Here is a 15,308-nt window from a genome sequence, read left to right as displayed (position 1 = left end):
AATTGGGTGACCTTTAACAAAAAGCGAGTAAATCAATTTCGCAATAAAATATTCAAAAGGTACAAAATGCACATTTTTTAGCGACTTGGCAAGTCACTTTATTGCGAATTCTTTTTACGGCCCTGTCCAATTAAAAAAACTTCCTTCGAACGAGCACGCGAGGCAGCAGGCTTTGCAGTTTTTAATACTTCAAAACTGTCTACAACTTCCTTACGGAATTCGTCAAAACCAGTTCCTTGGAAAACTTTGACAACAAACTGTCCTTTCGGACCTAAAACTTTATTGGCAAAGTCTAATGCAAGTTCACACAAATAAATTTGTCGAGGTTGATCAACGGCCTTATTACCTGATGTATTGGGGGCCATATCTGAAATTACAACGTCTACAGTTCGTCCATTTAAAATATTTAACAATTTTTCGAAAACTTCCTCTTCTCGAAAGTCTCCTTGCAGGAACGTCACATCTGGAAGTGCATCCATTTCCAAAATATCTGATGCGATCACTAAACCTTTATCACCCACTAATTTTCCGGCGATTTGGGACCAACTACCAGGAGCAGCACCAAGGTCCACAACAGTCATACCAGGTTTAATGATTTTGTATTTCTCTTGGATTTCAAGCAATTTATATGCAGCACGCGCACGATAACCTTCCTTTTGTGCTTTTTTCACAAACGGGTCATCTAAATGCTCTCTCATCCACGCACGACTACTTTTGGATAACTTCTGATTGGTAATGCGTGTTGCCATAACTCTTTAAATACACGTAATCTTCTAACTTTTTATTGTACGTGAATTTTATCCCCCTTGCAGTATTCATCTGTATCTAATTCAAGATTATCGTTTATGTTTTTTTGATTTAAGTTGATCGATTATTTCTGAGAAACATAAGCGTTTGATCTCTTGATTTGCTATACTAAGTCGTTTTTAAAATTAGGTTATCTTTATGGCGGCTTTATCAATTCAGGAACGCAAACGTTTGCGTCAAATCGGACATGCACTTAACCCAGTGGTAATGTTAGGTGGTCAAGGTTTAACTGAAAATGTCATTGAAGAAACTCAACGTGCTTTAAATGATCATGAGTTAATTAAAGTAAAAATTGGCGGTAAAGATCGTGATGCTCGTGCAGCAGTCATTACTGAAATCGCCGAAGTCACTGGCGCAGAGGTTGTTCAAACCATTGGAAAGATTGCACTTTTATATAAGAAAGCGGCAAAACAAAATCCTAAACTTTCGAATCTTGTTCGCCACGCACATCTTTCTAATTAATTTGAGTTGCATTGAATGGCAAGTTACGAACTAAATTCTTTTGACCGTTACTTTGATATCTCCTTGGTTGGTGCAATTGAACAAGCGAGTCCATACACACTAAATGTGGGCTATTGGTTACGTGACCCAAATCAATACTTAGTTTATCCGGAAATTGTAGCTGGTCATCCACGACGAGATTTTCTTTGGGAAGAAACCTGCTTTGAAATTTTCATTGGGGTGAAAGATCAGGACTTTTATCGTGAAGTCAATCTCTCCCCTTCTCAAGCTTGGCAAGCGTATCAATTTGAAGAGTATCGTTACCCTGAAGATATGCCACCTCAAGCAGCTTATGACATAGAACTGAATTCACTCAAAAAAACGCACTATGGTTTAAATGTGAGCCTTGATCTAACGGAGTTTATGTTAAAACATAAATTGAAATGGCAGGATATTTTTATTGGCTTATCCGCTGTATTAAACACATCGCAAGCTAAACATTATTATGCGATGCAGCATAGTAGTCCTGAAGCTGACTTCCATAACAAGCGCGATTGGTTGCATCAGTTTTAAAAAAAATAGTGAGATTTAATCTCACTATTTTTTTACCCCAATATTTAAGTTCTATAGTTGTAGACTCTTCCGACCTCTTTTAGAGTTAAGTTTTATACAGCTGATCTCAACGTGTTATATCTAGTTATATTTGTAATTCCTGTTATTCATTTCTAATTTTCAAAATTGTCCTTAATCACTTGAACAGCCAAATCTGCTCTTAAATATTTCTTCACAAACACCGAAGTAGCGTCAAATCTCTTTAAATTCGATCTCGGTTTAATTTTTAAAACCCAGCATGCTAACTACCAATTTCATCTTTGAATAATTGAACCAACGCTTTTAACAAGCAATTCATTATTTACCTCTATTTTCCATATTTAATCAGTCCTTTCTAAAATACTGGTAAATTGACCTAATCAGTACTTTTTTCGAACTTTTAGGAAGCATTTGGAGCAACTTCAACATTTGTTCTAGTTAACAAATCAGCTTTTCAGAAGCTTTGTTATTCTGTTTCAGAAACTTAGCTTATTAATTGTAAGTCTACATAAATTTTGATAAATCGTGATAAAACTTAACTTTTGAATTATTAAACAATTCTTACATTCTTAGACTTTTGTCCAAAGTTTAAAAAGCAGACTTTTAAACAAATTACAAGGTATATATCTGACGAATTCAGGTTTATTTACGTGGACTTTATCAAGGTGTTTGCGTATAATGCCGTGTTAAGTTCAAGCGAGCAGATGTAAGGAGGGTGGGTTTTAAAGTAGCCTTCCTTTTTTTTCGTCTACTCGCTTTTTTACAGCCTAAATTTCAGGAGCTTTGGTTTGAGCACCCCAGCAATTTTAGCCCTTGCCGATGGTACGATCTTTAAAGGAACGTCAATCGGTGCATCGGGTAGTACGACTGGTGAAGTCGTTTTCAACACTGCCATGACTGGCTATCAAGAAATTTTGACTGACCCAAGTTATGCACAACAGCTTGTTACGCTTACCTATCCACACATTGGTAACACAGGTTGTAATGATGAAGACGCTGAGTCAGGTCGAATTCATAAAGTATGGGCAAACGGATTGATCATTCGTGACCTACCTTTATTGCACAGCAACTTCCGATCTACGCAATCTTTAGGCGAATACTTAAAATCTCACAATGTTGTCGCTATCGCTGACATTGATACACGTAAACTGACACGTATTTTACGTGCTAAAGGTGCACAAAACGGTTGTATCTTAGCTGGTGAAAATATTACAGAAGAAGAAGCTTTAGAAAAAGCTCGTGCATTCGGCGGTCTGAATGGTTTAGACCTTGCGAAAGAATGCTGTGATCCAAACGGTTTCGAATGGACTGAAGGTTCTTGGAAATTAGGTCAAGGTTTCTCCCAACCAGAAGCAAAATTTCATGTTGTCGCATATGATTACGGTGTCAAAACCAACATCTTACGTATGCTCGCAGACCGCGGTTGTAAATTAACTGTTGTACCTGCACAAACTCCTGCTGAAAAAGTTCTTGCTCTAAATCCAGATGGCGTATTCTTATCGAATGGTCCTGGCGATCCTGCAGCATGTGACTATGCAATTGAAGCTGTAAAAACAATTGTTGAAGATGCTCGTAACGTACCTGTATTTGGTATTTGCTTGGGTCACCAAATTCTTGCTCTCGCTTCTGGCGCTAAAACGGTGAAAATGCCTCATGGTCACCATGGTGCGAACCATCCTGTACAAAACATCGAAGATGGTACAGTGATGATTACTTCTCAAAACCATGGCTTCGCAGTGGATGCAGAAACATTACCTGCAAACCTTAAAGCGACGCACAAATCATTGTTCGATCAAACTCTTCAAGGGATTCATCGTACAGATAAGCCTGCGTTTAGTTTCCAAGGTCACCCAGAAGCAAGCCCAGGTCCACATGACTGCGCACCATTGTTCGATCATTTCATCGAACTTATTGAAGCATCTAAGAAGTAATTGAGGAGCAAATAATGCCAAAGCGTACGGATATTAAAAGCATCTTAATTATTGGTGCTGGTCCAATTGTTATCGGTCAGGCGTGTGAGTTTGACTACTCAGGTGCACAAGCATGTAAAGCATTACGTGAAGAAGGTTACCGTGTAATTCTGGTAAACTCTAACCCTGCAACGATCATGACTGACCCTGCAATGGCAGATGCAACGTATATCGAGCCAATCACTTGGCAAACAGTTGCAGCGATCATTGAGAAAGAACGCCCAGACGCAGTTCTTCCAACAATGGGTGGTCAGACTGCATTGAACTGTGCCCTTGCCCTTGATGAGCATGGCATTTTAGAAAAATTCAATGTTGAATTGATTGGTGCAACGAAAGAAGCGATCGAAAAAGCGGAAGACCGTAAACTTTTCGACCAAGCAATGCGTAAAATTGGTCTTGAATGTCCAAAAGCAGCAATCGCTGAATCAATGGAAGAAGCTTTAGAAATTCAAGCACGTTTCGGCTTCCCAGTGATTATCCGTCCATCATTTACCATGGGTGGTTCAGGCGGTGGTATCGCATACAACAAAGAAGAATTCCTTGAAATCTGTGAACGCGGTTTCGATCTTTCTCCAACTAAACAATTATTGATCGATGAATCTTTAATTGGTTGGAAAGAATATGAGATGGAAGTTGTTCGTGACAAAAACGACAACTGTATCATCGTATGTTCGATTGAAAACTTTGACCCAATGGGCGTACACACAGGTGACTCAATCACTGTTGCACCTGCACAAACATTAACAGATAAAGAATATCAGTTAATGCGTAATGCATCTTTAGCAGTGTTACGTGAGATTGGTGTAGAAACAGGTGGTTCTAACGTACAGTTTGGTATTTGTCCAAATACTGGCCGTATGGTTGTGATCGAGATGAACCCACGTGTATCTCGTTCTTCTGCATTGGCTTCAAAAGCAACTGGTTTCCCTATTGCGAAAATCGCTGCGAAATTAGCGGTTGGTTATACCCTTGATGAGCTTAAAAACGACATCACTGGCGGTACAACTCCAGCATCTTTCGAACCTGCGATTGACTACGTTGTAACTAAAGTTCCACGTTTCAACTTTGAGAAATTCCCACAAGCTGACGCAACTTTAACCACACAGATGAAATCTGTTGGTGAAGTGATGGCGATTGGTCGTAACTTCCAAGAGTCCATGAACAAAGCACTTCGTGGTCTTGAAGTGGGTGCAACTGGCTTTGATGAAAAAATCGAAGTGGGTGCTGAAGGCGCGCGTGAGAAAATCTTACAAGAACTTCGTGTTCCGGGTCCTGAGCGTATTTGGTATGTTGCTGATGCTTTCCGTCACGGCTTTACATTAGAAGATGTATTCCAAGCTACTAAGATCGACAAATGGTTCTTGATCCAAATCGAAGACATCATCAAAACAGAAAACCAAATCAAAACTTTAGGTTTTGGCGATCTAAATGCGGACAACATCCGTTCATTTAAACGTAAAGGTTTATCTGACCTTCGTATTGCGAACTTGATGGGTATTTCACAAAAACAATTCCGTAAACATCGTTGGAACTTGGGCGTAACCCCAGTTTACAAACGTGTAGATACTTGTGCTGCTGAATTTGAATCAGACACAGCGTATATGTATTCAACTTACGATGACGAATGTGAATCAAACCCGTCTAGCAAAGACAAGATCATGGTGATTGGTGGTGGTCCTAACCGTATTGGTCAAGGTATCGAATTCGATTACTGCTGTGTACACGCGGCGCTTGCAATGCGTGAAGACGGTTATGAAACAATCATGGTGAACTGTAACCCAGAAACGGTTTCTACTGACTATGACACATCTGATCGCCTGTACTTCGAACCAATTACACTTGAAGATGTGTTAGAAATCGTACGTATTGAGAAGCCAAAAGGCATCATCGTACAGTACGGTGGTCAAACACCACTTAAATTGGCTCGTGCTTTAGAAGAAGCTGGTGCACCAATTATTGGTACATCTCCTGATGCGATTGACCGTGCAGAAGACCGTGAACGTTTCCAACAAATGATTCAACGTCTGCAACTTCGTCAACCAAACAACAGCATTGTAAAATCTGCTGAAGAAGGTATGGCTGAAGCAGCAAAAGTTGGCTATCCACTTGTAGTACGTCCATCTTATGTACTTGGTGGTCGTGCAATGGAAATCGTATATAACGACGAAGAATTACGTCGCTATTTACGTGATGCTGTTCAAGCTTCTAACGATGCCCCTGTTCTTCTTGACCGCTTCCTAGACGACGCGATCGAAGTTGACGTAGACTGCGTATCTGACGGTAAAGACGTGGTGATTGGCGGTATCATGCAGCACATCGAACAAGCAGGTATCCACTCAGGTGACTCTGCATGTTCGATCCCTCCTTACTCTCTTTCTAAAGAGATTCAGGACGAAATGCGCCGTCAAACTATCGCGATGGCGAAAGAGCTTGGTGTTGTTGGTTTAATGAACGTACAGTTTGCTGTTAAAGGCGAAGACGTTTACATTTTAGAAGTGAACCCACGTGCATCACGTACAGTTCCATTTGTATCTAAGTGTATCGGTGAGTCTTTAGCGAAAGTCGCTGCACGTTGTATGGCGGGTCAATCTTTAGAATCTCAAGGATTCACTACAGAGATTATCCCTGAGCACTTCTCTGTTAAAGAAGCAGTGTTCCCATTCAACAAGTTCCCTGGTGTTGATCCAATCCTTGGGCCTGAGATGAAATCTACAGGTGAAGTAATGGGTGTTGGTAAAACATTTGGTGAAGCGTTCTATAAAGCTGTATTAGGTGCAAATGAGCGTTTACCAGGTCTTCCAACGGAAGGTGAAGTTAAACATGCGTTCATCTCTGTACGTGATTCTGATAAACCGCGTGCAGCTGGTATTGCAAAACAACTTGCTGACTTTGGCTTCAAAATACTTGCTACTGGTGGCACTTACGATGTCATCAAAGCGGCTGGTATTGAATGTGAACGTGTAAATAAAGTGACTGAAGGTCGTCCAAATATTGTGGACCGCTTGAAAAATGGCGAAATACACCTCATTATCAATACAACAGAAGGTAAACAAGCTCAGCAGGATTCGTTCTCAATCCGCCGTTCTGCACTTCAAGGTAAGGTCTATCATACGACTACCCTTAATGGTGCAGATGCAGTTTGCCAAGCTTTAGCAATCAAATTGCCAATGGATGTATATCGTTTGCAAGACTTACAAACAGTAGGTTAATACACTACCAAGAAGTCCCGCCACCTCTTGGTGGCGGGCTTTTTTTCATTTATAGACTTAGTATTTTTCATACTTACTTTTTTGAGGGACAACTATGCAACGTTATCCTATGACACCTCAAGGCAAAGAAGCGCTTGAGAAAGAATTACACCAACTTAAAACTGTAGATCGTCCTCGTATTACAGCAGCGATTGCTGAAGCACGTGAACACGGAGATCTTAAAGAAAACGCGGAATACCACGCTGCACGTGAGCAACAAGGTTTCTGTGAAGGCCGTATCCAAGATATCGAAGGAAAATTGGGTGCTGCACAAGTGATTGACGTTAAAGAACTTGAGCAAAATGGACGCGTTGTTTTTGGCGTGACAGTTACAATTGAAAATTTGGATACTGAAGAACGTAAGACGTATCAAATTGTTGGTGACGACGAAGCAGATTTTAAAATTAACAAAATATCTGTGAATTCCCCTATCGCGCGTGGTCTTTTGGGTAAAAATGAAGGCGATGAAGTTAAAATTACGACACCTCAAGGTGAAGTTGAATACGAAATTGTGAGCGTAGAATATCTTTAATTCTTGAGATTTTAGGCTATAAACCCCTCTGATGAGGGGTTTTTTATTTTCATTTTAATTGATTCATTGTTTTTGCTAGATGCACTTTTCCAGCTTCATGAAGCTTCGTAATAACATTACGAAAATCTTTTTCCTCTCTATTTTGACTTAGTTTTGATTTAGCAATGACTCTTTCAATTTTAATTTCAAATACAACAAAATGGTTGAGCATTTCCATCAAGAAATCTTTTGGTGCATCTGCCATTTTCCAAGCATTTTTACCATTCGTGATACGTTCATGTTGTTGGGTGAGTTGACCTAATACTGCAAGTTTAGTTTTCTGATCATGATAAAACTGAATTTCACCATTAATGTGTACGACTTGATAATTCCAAGTAGGTACTTTTTTGTGATCTTCAAATTTTGAAGGATAATAATTCGGTGAAATATAAGCATCCTCTGCTTTAAAGATGCATAGTATTTGATTATTCAAAATCGAATGATTGAATAGTGTATTCTGCAATGAAACATGTCCTCTCAATGTTTGTTCATCTACTAATATGAGCGGGATATGTTCAGCAATTAACCCTGTTTGGGTCTGTGCGACCAAAGATGCAAGAGGATACTCCTTTATTATTCTATATATTTCTTCAGGTCTATCTTCTCTAAATTCTGTTTCAACAAACATAGCTTTTCCATTCTTCTAATGCTCAATGAATATAAAAGTTTTTATTCAGGATGTAAGTTTTAATTGGTATATAATGCCCTAAAATATTCTCCTTTTATTTCACCATGTCTGAAAAGCTGATCAACTCCCCTATCAATCACTGGTGCGAATTCGAATTTATCTCTAAAACAGTCAAAAATCCGAATATTCATATTAAAGGCAATTACAGTTATTACTCAGCCTATTGGGATCAAGGTTTTGAGCGTTGTGTAGTGCGTTATCTACATGACAAACCTTCGACACCAGAAAAACCCATCGATCAGCTTTATATTGGCAATTTTGTCTGTTTTGGCGCTGAGTGTGTCATCATGATGGGTGGAAATCAGTTACACCGTACCGACTGGATTTCAGCATTTCCTTTTGATACGCGTAGTTTTGTGCCTGCTGGCGATACTGTCATTGGTGATGGTTGTTGGATTGGTAGTCGTGCCATGATTATGCAAGGGGTAAAACTTGGTGAAGGCGCAGTGGTGGCAACTGGTGCTGTCGTCACCAAAGACGTGCCACCTTATGCTGTCGTAGGTGGTGTACCTGCGAAAATTATTAAATATCGCTTTTCTGAACAAGATATTAAAAAACTGCTTTCTCTAAAACTTTATGATTTAGACGAAAAGCAGTTTTTAAAAATGCGTGAACAGTTGCAGACCGATAATATTGAAAATTTAGTGAAGTACATTACATCATCTACGTAAAATTATATTAAGATTGTAGTGCTTCTTCTCTTGCAACCAAATTAATTTCTTCATGTAAATAAATATTGTCATCATCATGGAAAGTAATTGGGTTGACAGTACACTTAATGTATTCATCGTAAGATTTACCATATATATCTTGGTATTGAACTTTGAACATCCTTACCAAATTGTGTTTTCCCTCACTTAATTCTTGCGCGAACTTACCATCAACTTCAAAAACTATAATAAAGTTTTCTGAATTCTCAAGTTTATACTGTTTTCTTTGAATATAGGGTTGTCCTTTACGAGATCTAATTATCAAATTTCTTGCCCTATCACCAAAGTTCTTAATTGTTAAAGTAAACTCGATTCTTCTTTCCTCATAAATATCAATGACATTATCATCTACATCAAATATAGGCTCATCAATTAAATAATTCTTCGTCACTTTAAAAGCATATTCAAAATAAGGTTGCACTTGAAAATGCTTTTGCTGAAGTTCTTCTTCGTACACCTTAGTCAAACGTGACTGCTGCTCTACAGAAGCCTGCATTTCTTTTACTTGCAATTCCAATGCTTGAGTCGTTTTTCCTAACTCAGTTGCTTGAAGTTTTAAAGCTTCTGAATTTTGCTTAAGGCCTTTGCCCTGTTGATAAAAACCTCTAACCAACCAAAAAAATGCTAATGGAGCAAAAGCTCCCGCAATAAAATCACCAAATTCATTTAAATCTTTAGGTATTACACCGTTGTGAATTTTTAAATAGATAAAAATTAACCAACCAAAAGTTATCGCCCATGATAAACAACTTCCAATATTTACTTTAATCCATTCAAAAAACTTCTTATTCATTAAATATAGAATTCAGTTGCTTATTTTCCAAATATCTTATCATTATCACTCTTAAAGACATAAAAAAACCCACTCAAACGGAGTGGGTTTTCAAAATATAGTCGCTAAAGTAAGGCTAATACTTTTTTTAATTCTAAATATCAACTCTAGAGTTTATAGAGATCTGAAACACCCATAATTACATCTCTACTCATTACAATACTTTCAAATTGATCTTTTTATGATTCAGTTAATCAAATTTCATTCTTCATAGTTCGTTACTATCTTATATCTCTAAAATTTAAGATAATAAATCAAAAACAATAACTTAATATAAAAAACCATAGTTTTACACTTGGTTTTATTTTGAACAATTAAGGTCTATGATGAACTTATACACTTTTAATTAAAACGGTTAAAAAAGGAGAACAACATGAGTTATCAACATATCCTCGTTCCAGTGGATGGTTCAGAAGTAGCACTCAACGTCGTTCAGCATGCTGTTGATTTGGCTAAAGCATTTAACAGCAACATTACTGTTGTTCAAGTGATGACACTCGATCCCTATATCGCAGCAGAATATCTCTCAGATGGGCAGTCAAATCTTTTAATTGAACGAGCACGAAAATTTATTGAAGATAACCTAGCTCAAGCTAAAGCAAAGTTTAATGAATATGGAGTAGACGTAGAGACTAAAATACTCGAAGGAGAAAGTATTCACCGCACAATAATGAAGTCAATTGATGAGCTTAATATTGATCTGATTGTTATCAGCTCGCACGGTCGCTCAGGATTCAAGAAATTAATTATGGGCAGTGTCGCACAAAGCCTCATCACTGAAGTCAATGTACCTGTTTTTGTCGTAAAGCAATAATAACTGATAGCTCCGTATACCATCATACGGAGCTACTCGAACCATCCAAAAACTTTAAAATCTATTTTGCCATTGTTAAACACAATACCCTCTTTAAGCAATCTAGCTTGCTGGCAATTAAAACCTTGATCATCCAAACGCAGATGACTAATTTTACCTTGCACATTAATGACACGATGCCAAGGCAAGTCGCTACTCACATCTAATTGATTCAAAACACGACCAACCAAACGGGCATGTTTAGGCAGTCCTGACATCGCAGCAATTTGACCATAACTGGCTACTTTCCCATAAGGAATTTGTGATACTGTGGCCAAGATCAACTGTGCCATTTCCGCTGATACTGATCGATTCATCAATAATTGACCTATAGTTTATCGGATGATTGATTTGAGCAAATGCATTTCATAACAGACTCACTTAATCTAAATTTGCACAATAACAATACACAGAGAAATACAATGAAAAGGATATTTTCACACTTACTTGCTGCTTCAATTGCAGTCGGTACAATCTCTATTACATCGACAACTCAAGCCGCGCCAAGCAGTATAAATATACAAAATATTTTACAACAAGAACGTGCTTGGGCTGGACTGAATACCAAGCGCATTAAAGTCTCCGACATCGATTGGGCTTACAGTGAAGGTGGAACCAAAGGCAAACCAGTACTTATGCTTGTTCATGGTCTTGCAGGCAGTCGGGATAATTGGAACCGAGTCGCTCGCTATCTGACACCACATTATCACGTCATTATCCCTGATTTACCTGGACAAGGTGATAGTAAAGTAGCTGCAGATTTTGATTATTCAATTCCAAATCTAACCGAAAAATTACGTCGCTTTGCGGAAGCCATTCATGTTGATCAAAATCTAAATGTTGCCGGTCACTCTATGGGCGGTGCTGTAGCATTACTTTATGCTGCGCAGTATCCAATCGATACTAAATCATTACTACTCATTAACAGTGCAGGTGTATTTAAATCTGCCAATACGCCTTACTTAAAAGACCCAAACTTACTCAAAAATTTTATCGTTTCTAAACCTGGAGATTTTGATCGATTATTTAAAATTGCTACGCAGCAACCTCCATTTATACCGAACGAACTGAAAGTCGAACAAGAAAAGCTCATGATATCCAATGTTACGAATAACACGAAACTCGTTGAGCAACTTATTCTCATGTCCAAATCATTTACACCTGAAACATTTGCGCTAGCTGCTCGTTCAATCGATCAACCAACACTCATCATTTGGGGAGATCGTGATCAAATTATTAATGTAGAAGCTGCAGCTGAACTGAAAGGATTACTGAAAAATGCTCAAGAGCCTATCATCTTAAAAGGTGTAGGTCATACACCAATATTGGAACAAGAACAAATCCTCGTACAACATTATTTAAATTTTCTTAATCTACTCAAATAAGTTATAGACAATGAATGGGACATTTTAAATGTCCCATTTTTTTTATTCTTGAATAAAAAAAGAGGAACCGAAGTTCCTCTTTTTCACATTAGTCTATTAGAACAACAAGTGGTTTTTGTTCAACAAGTCTTGAAGTGAAACATCAGTATTGTTGAAAGTAATTAGGTCAACCTTGTTATAAGTTGTACCTGCGCCATCACGATCAATACTTAACTTCGTATTGTTTCCGTCTTTCTCGACAAAGATGAATTTATCAATGTTTTGAGCAGTTGCACTATCAGATAACAACTCAGAAACATCAATCTTCACACTGCTGCCTAATTGGAAGTCATTGATTGTGTCAACGCCGTTACCACCGTTATGGCTGTTGTCATTTAACACATTAAAGATCAACTTATCCAAACCTTTAGCAGAAACTGTTTCATTCAAGTAAGTAGAATTAAACTTACCTGCTGTTTCATTCGCCAATGCATCAGCATCATTCGCGTTTGCTTCTGGTGTGAATTTGCTCCAAGCCAATGGTGAACCTGATTTAGAATCAATTTGAAGTACTAATTGAGCTGTATCAGACTTACCAGTTACAGGATCAGTAATCGTGTATTTAAATACATCCGTTTTACCAATCGCGTTAAGGTTTGCATTTGGCTTATAAGCATATGTACCGTTTGCATCAATAGTTAATGTACCAAACTCGCCTTTAATTGTTGTTGCACCATTAATCGCAACACCATTTACAGCTTTCACAACAGCACCGGCAACTACAAGATCTTTACCATGTACAGCATCAAGATCAGTAATGACATTACCCTTCGCTTCAGTGATTGACTTCACAACAGGCGTTGTACTTGTATTAGTTTCTTTAATTACTAAATTAGTCTGTACATAACCTGGTAAAGAAGCAAGGTTACCATTACTCATTTCTATGCAATATTTACCTGCAGGTAAATCTTCTAAATTGATATGAGCAACTTCTCCAAATAAGCCGATGAAATCAAATAATCCTGCAGATTTATTATTGGCAATTGGTACCCACTTACCAGAACTATTTTGCTGGTAAAGAACAATTGATACTGAGTCTAATAATGTTCCCCATGATGCTGATTTTACTTGAAGCTGCACATCTGCAGTTTTGTTTGCACCAATTGTAAACTCTGTAGCACCACTTGTTTTACCAATCGCAAAACCGGCGAAGCCAATCAACCAATTATAAGAAATTGCATCTTTAATGAATTTCTCTGTAACAGGATACTCGTATTCAATACCAGCTTTAGCAACATTATCAATGGCATCCAACAGAATGTTTGGAGCAGTCACTTGACGTGGTGCAGATTCACCCGCTACATCAGAAGCGGTCACAGATACATTTTGTCCATCATTCAAACTTGGTATCAACTTAATTGAGTAGTTTCCATTGCTATCCGCAGTGGTTGTACCAATCACGTTGTTGTTTGCATCTTTTACTTTAACAGTTGATAAAGCTTGTGCAGTACCTGTTACTAATGAACCATCTGCATTAAATGTTGCCGTTGGAGCATCTGGAGGAGTTACATCCAAATCGAAGCCGATGCTTGATGAAGGACCGATATTTCCAGCTTCATCAATCGCTTTAGCTTCAACGATAATTGTACCTTCTGGTAAATTATTGTTGATTGGATATGTCCAATTACCATTTTGATCAGCAGGAACAAGTGCAGAATCAATAATTCGACCTGTAGAGTCCTTAATCACTAATTCGACAGTAGTATTCGCTTCAGCTTTACCTGTTAATACTGGTTTCAAGTCACTTGGATCTGTAATTGGATTAATAATCACAGCATCAGGAGCTTGAGTATCAACTGTTAATTGCTGAGTTTCAGTTTTTTTGTTCTTAGCTAAATCAGTAGATGTTACTTCAACTGTGTAATTTCCATCCGCTAAATCTCTTGGCGGTGTAAATGTCCAATTGCCTGAGCTATCTACAGAAGCTGGTGCATCTACAACAGTATTTCCATTCTTATCTTTAATCACGACTTGAACTTTAGAATATTGTTCAGTTGAACCAGAAATTGCTGGAGTAGTATCGTTTGTAGGATATAACTCTTCAACTGACAAATCAGGTGAAAGTGTATCTACACCAAATTTTAAAGAAACTGTACGGCTAGTATTACCAGCAGCATCACGTGCAGTGGCTACAAGTGTATATATACCATCTGCTAAAGGTTCTGCTGGTTTATAACTCCAACGGCCTGCAGACAACACTGCTAAACCACTAGATACCACAGCACCGTTAGCATCTTTTATCTCTACAGCTACCTCTTTAGGATTTACTGTATTACCACTAATCGTACGTTGTGGATCATTAGTATAATTAATACTTGGATCAACCGCCGTTACTTGAGATGCTGTTACTACTGGTTCAGCTACAAATAGTGAGCGTGCAGCGAAAGCAGAGAATGCAGCAATTTGAGGCTCAGCAACTAATGATACAGCCTGTACAGATGCAGCTTCACTCACGTCCCATGCTGCTTCTTCATCATCCCAAGGATCGATATCTAACCAAGGATCATTATCATCTTCCCACGGATCAATATCGATATCTGGTGGTGTCAAGTCGATTACAAAATCTTGTTCAGTTGGATTACCTACGTTTCCAGCTTCATCCTTAGGAGTAGCTTCGATTTTGTAGTCACCTTCTTCCAACTCAGCTTCTGGCTTATACGACCATTTACCATCTTCTCCAACTTCAACAGTTGCCTTCTCTTCGAAGCCATCTGGACCAGTGATCACGATATCCACTAGCGAACCTTTCTCACCTGTTCCTGTAATTTCCGGTTGAGGATCATTCGATTCGAAATCATCACCACCAATTGGATCAATAGTAATGTCAGAAGGAGGTGTTGTATCAACTTCTAACTGTTCTTTAGAAGTATCACCTTTGTTACCCGCCTTATCAGTCGGAGTTACTTCTATATCGTAATGACCTTCTGGTAATTCTTCAGTCGGTGTATACGTCCAGTTACCTTCTGGATCAACTTCTGCTTTACCTTCAGAGACAATTTCACCGTCTTTGTCTTTGATCACAACATCAACTATCGCTCCCGGTTCTGTTTTACCAGTAATTTCAGGAGTGGTATCGTTTGTTGGCTTAAGCTCATCGATGGTTAATTCAGGCGCTACTGTGTCAACCTCGAAGCTCTCTGGCTGAGATTCACCTGTGTTACCTGCTTTATCTG

General features: G+C 38.4%; 13 protein-coding genes. 8 read left to right on the top strand and 5 right to left on the bottom strand.

Features of this window, described 5'->3' with window-relative positions:
* Positions 1-98: 98 nt before the first annotated feature.
* On the bottom strand, positions 99-749 hold the full coding sequence (gene rlmE, locus AC1M9P_RS01595; RefSeq protein ID WP_179998526.1) for a 23S rRNA (uridine(2552)-2'-O)-methyltransferase RlmE: 651 nt from the start codon (positions 747-749) through the stop codon (positions 99-101).
* A 196-nt stretch (positions 750-945) separates the two neighbouring features.
* Between rlmE and AC1M9P_RS01590 the strand changes: the two genes are divergently transcribed.
* The 5 genes from AC1M9P_RS01590 to greA all read left to right on the top strand — a co-directional run bounded on the left by AC1M9P_RS01590 (position 946) and on the right by greA (position 7,589).
* Complete coding sequence (locus AC1M9P_RS01590; RefSeq protein WP_481586560.1) at positions 946-1,269, top strand: YhbY family RNA-binding protein; 324 nt, start codon at positions 946-948, stop codon at positions 1,267-1,269.
* A gap of 15 nt (positions 1,270-1,284) precedes the next feature.
* Positions 1,285-1,821, top strand: coding sequence for a DOMON-like domain-containing protein (locus AC1M9P_RS01585; RefSeq protein ID WP_180028122.1), 537 nt, complete (start codon positions 1,285-1,287; stop codon positions 1,819-1,821).
* A gap of 806 nt (positions 1,822-2,627) precedes the next feature.
* A complete protein-coding gene (gene carA / locus AC1M9P_RS01580; protein WP_035266900.1) occupies positions 2,628-3,770 on the top strand; it encodes a glutamine-hydrolyzing carbamoyl-phosphate synthase small subunit in 1,143 nt (380 codons plus the stop codon).
* 14 nt (positions 3,771-3,784) lie between these two features.
* Entirely contained in the window at positions 3,785-7,018 is a 3,234-nt protein-coding gene (carB, locus tag AC1M9P_RS01575) for a carbamoyl-phosphate synthase large subunit (RefSeq protein ID WP_180028121.1), read from the top strand.
* A gap of 94 nt (positions 7,019-7,112) precedes the next feature.
* Complete coding sequence (gene greA / locus AC1M9P_RS01570) at positions 7,113-7,589, top strand: transcription elongation factor GreA (protein WP_035266896.1); 477 nt, start codon at positions 7,113-7,115, stop codon at positions 7,587-7,589.
* 49 nt (positions 7,590-7,638) lie between these two features.
* On the opposite strand, the gene AC1M9P_RS01565 is transcribed toward greA, so the two are convergent.
* On the bottom strand, positions 7,639-8,256 hold the full coding sequence (locus AC1M9P_RS01565) for an FMN-binding negative transcriptional regulator (RefSeq protein ID WP_481586559.1): 618 nt from the start codon (positions 8,254-8,256) through the stop codon (positions 7,639-7,641).
* A gap of 104 nt (positions 8,257-8,360) precedes the next feature.
* On the opposite strand from AC1M9P_RS01565, the gene AC1M9P_RS01560 reads away from it, so the two are divergent.
* On the top strand, positions 8,361-8,987 hold the full coding sequence (locus AC1M9P_RS01560) for a CatB-related O-acetyltransferase (protein ID WP_481586558.1): 627 nt from the start codon (positions 8,361-8,363) through the stop codon (positions 8,985-8,987).
* A 7-nt stretch (positions 8,988-8,994) separates the two neighbouring features.
* Here AC1M9P_RS01560 and AC1M9P_RS01555 read toward each other — a convergent pair whose 3' ends face one another.
* Positions 8,995-9,819: a hypothetical protein gene (locus AC1M9P_RS01555; protein WP_228143061.1), complete on the bottom strand. Its 825-nt coding sequence runs from the start codon at positions 9,817-9,819 to the stop codon at positions 8,995-8,997.
* A gap of 412 nt (positions 9,820-10,231) precedes the next feature.
* Between AC1M9P_RS01555 and AC1M9P_RS01550 the strand changes: the two genes are divergently transcribed.
* A complete protein-coding gene (locus AC1M9P_RS01550; protein WP_092765923.1) occupies positions 10,232-10,672 on the top strand; it encodes a universal stress protein in 441 nt (146 codons plus the stop codon).
* A gap of 32 nt (positions 10,673-10,704) precedes the next feature.
* On the opposite strand, the gene AC1M9P_RS01545 is transcribed toward AC1M9P_RS01550, so the two are convergent.
* Positions 10,705-11,028, bottom strand: coding sequence for an MGMT family protein (locus tag AC1M9P_RS01545; RefSeq protein WP_171260656.1), 324 nt, complete (start codon positions 11,026-11,028; stop codon positions 10,705-10,707).
* A gap of 105 nt (positions 11,029-11,133) precedes the next feature.
* Between AC1M9P_RS01545 and AC1M9P_RS01540 the strand changes: the two genes are divergently transcribed.
* The gene (locus AC1M9P_RS01540; RefSeq protein ID WP_092765922.1) at positions 11,134-12,096 is read left to right on the top strand and encodes an alpha/beta fold hydrolase; all 963 of its coding nucleotides are present in this window, start codon (positions 11,134-11,136) and stop codon (positions 12,094-12,096) included.
* A gap of 96 nt (positions 12,097-12,192) precedes the next feature.
* Here the strand turns inward: AC1M9P_RS01540 and AC1M9P_RS01535 are convergent.
* Positions 12,193-15,308, bottom strand: a 3,116-nt coding sequence (locus AC1M9P_RS01535) for a BapA/Bap/LapF family large adhesin (RefSeq protein WP_481586557.1), incomplete at its 5' end; no start/stop codon positions are given.

The sequence above is a fragment of the Acinetobacter sp. 25-47-122 genome (genome assembly GCF_056779695.1).
The sequence above is the reverse complement of the archived record's forward strand: the minus strand, read 5'-3'. Positions and strand labels throughout refer to the sequence as shown.

Excerpts from the sequence above, each read along its gene's own strand:
- AC1M9P_RS01540 (WP_092765922.1), top strand. The coding sequence starts at position 11,134 with ATGAAAAGGATATTTTCACACTTACTTGCTGCTTCAATTGCAGTCGGT.
- AC1M9P_RS01585 (WP_180028122.1), top strand. The coding sequence starts at position 1,285 with ATGGCAAGTTACGAACTAAATTCTTTTGACCGTTACTTTGATATCTCC.
- AC1M9P_RS01565 (WP_481586559.1), bottom strand. The coding sequence starts at position 8,256 with ATGTTTGTTGAAACAGAATTTAGAGAAGATAGACCTGAAGAAATATAT.
- AC1M9P_RS01590 (WP_481586560.1), top strand. The coding sequence starts at position 946 with ATGGCGGCTTTATCAATTCAGGAACGCAAACGTTTGCGTCAAATCGGA.
- rlmE (WP_179998526.1), bottom strand. The coding sequence starts at position 749 with ATGGCAACACGCATTACCAATCAGAAGTTATCCAAAAGTAGTCGTGCG.
- carB (WP_180028121.1), top strand. The coding sequence starts at position 3,785 with ATGCCAAAGCGTACGGATATTAAAAGCATCTTAATTATTGGTGCTGGT.
- AC1M9P_RS01560 (WP_481586558.1), top strand. The coding sequence starts at position 8,361 with ATGTCTGAAAAGCTGATCAACTCCCCTATCAATCACTGGTGCGAATTC.
- AC1M9P_RS01550 (WP_092765923.1), top strand. The coding sequence starts at position 10,232 with ATGAGTTATCAACATATCCTCGTTCCAGTGGATGGTTCAGAAGTAGCA.
- greA (WP_035266896.1), top strand. The coding sequence starts at position 7,113 with ATGCAACGTTATCCTATGACACCTCAAGGCAAAGAAGCGCTTGAGAAA.
- AC1M9P_RS01555 (WP_228143061.1), bottom strand. The coding sequence starts at position 9,819 with ATGAATAAGAAGTTTTTTGAATGGATTAAAGTAAATATTGGAAGTTGT.
- AC1M9P_RS01545 (WP_171260656.1), bottom strand. The coding sequence starts at position 11,028 with ATGAATCGATCAGTATCAGCGGAAATGGCACAGTTGATCTTGGCCACA.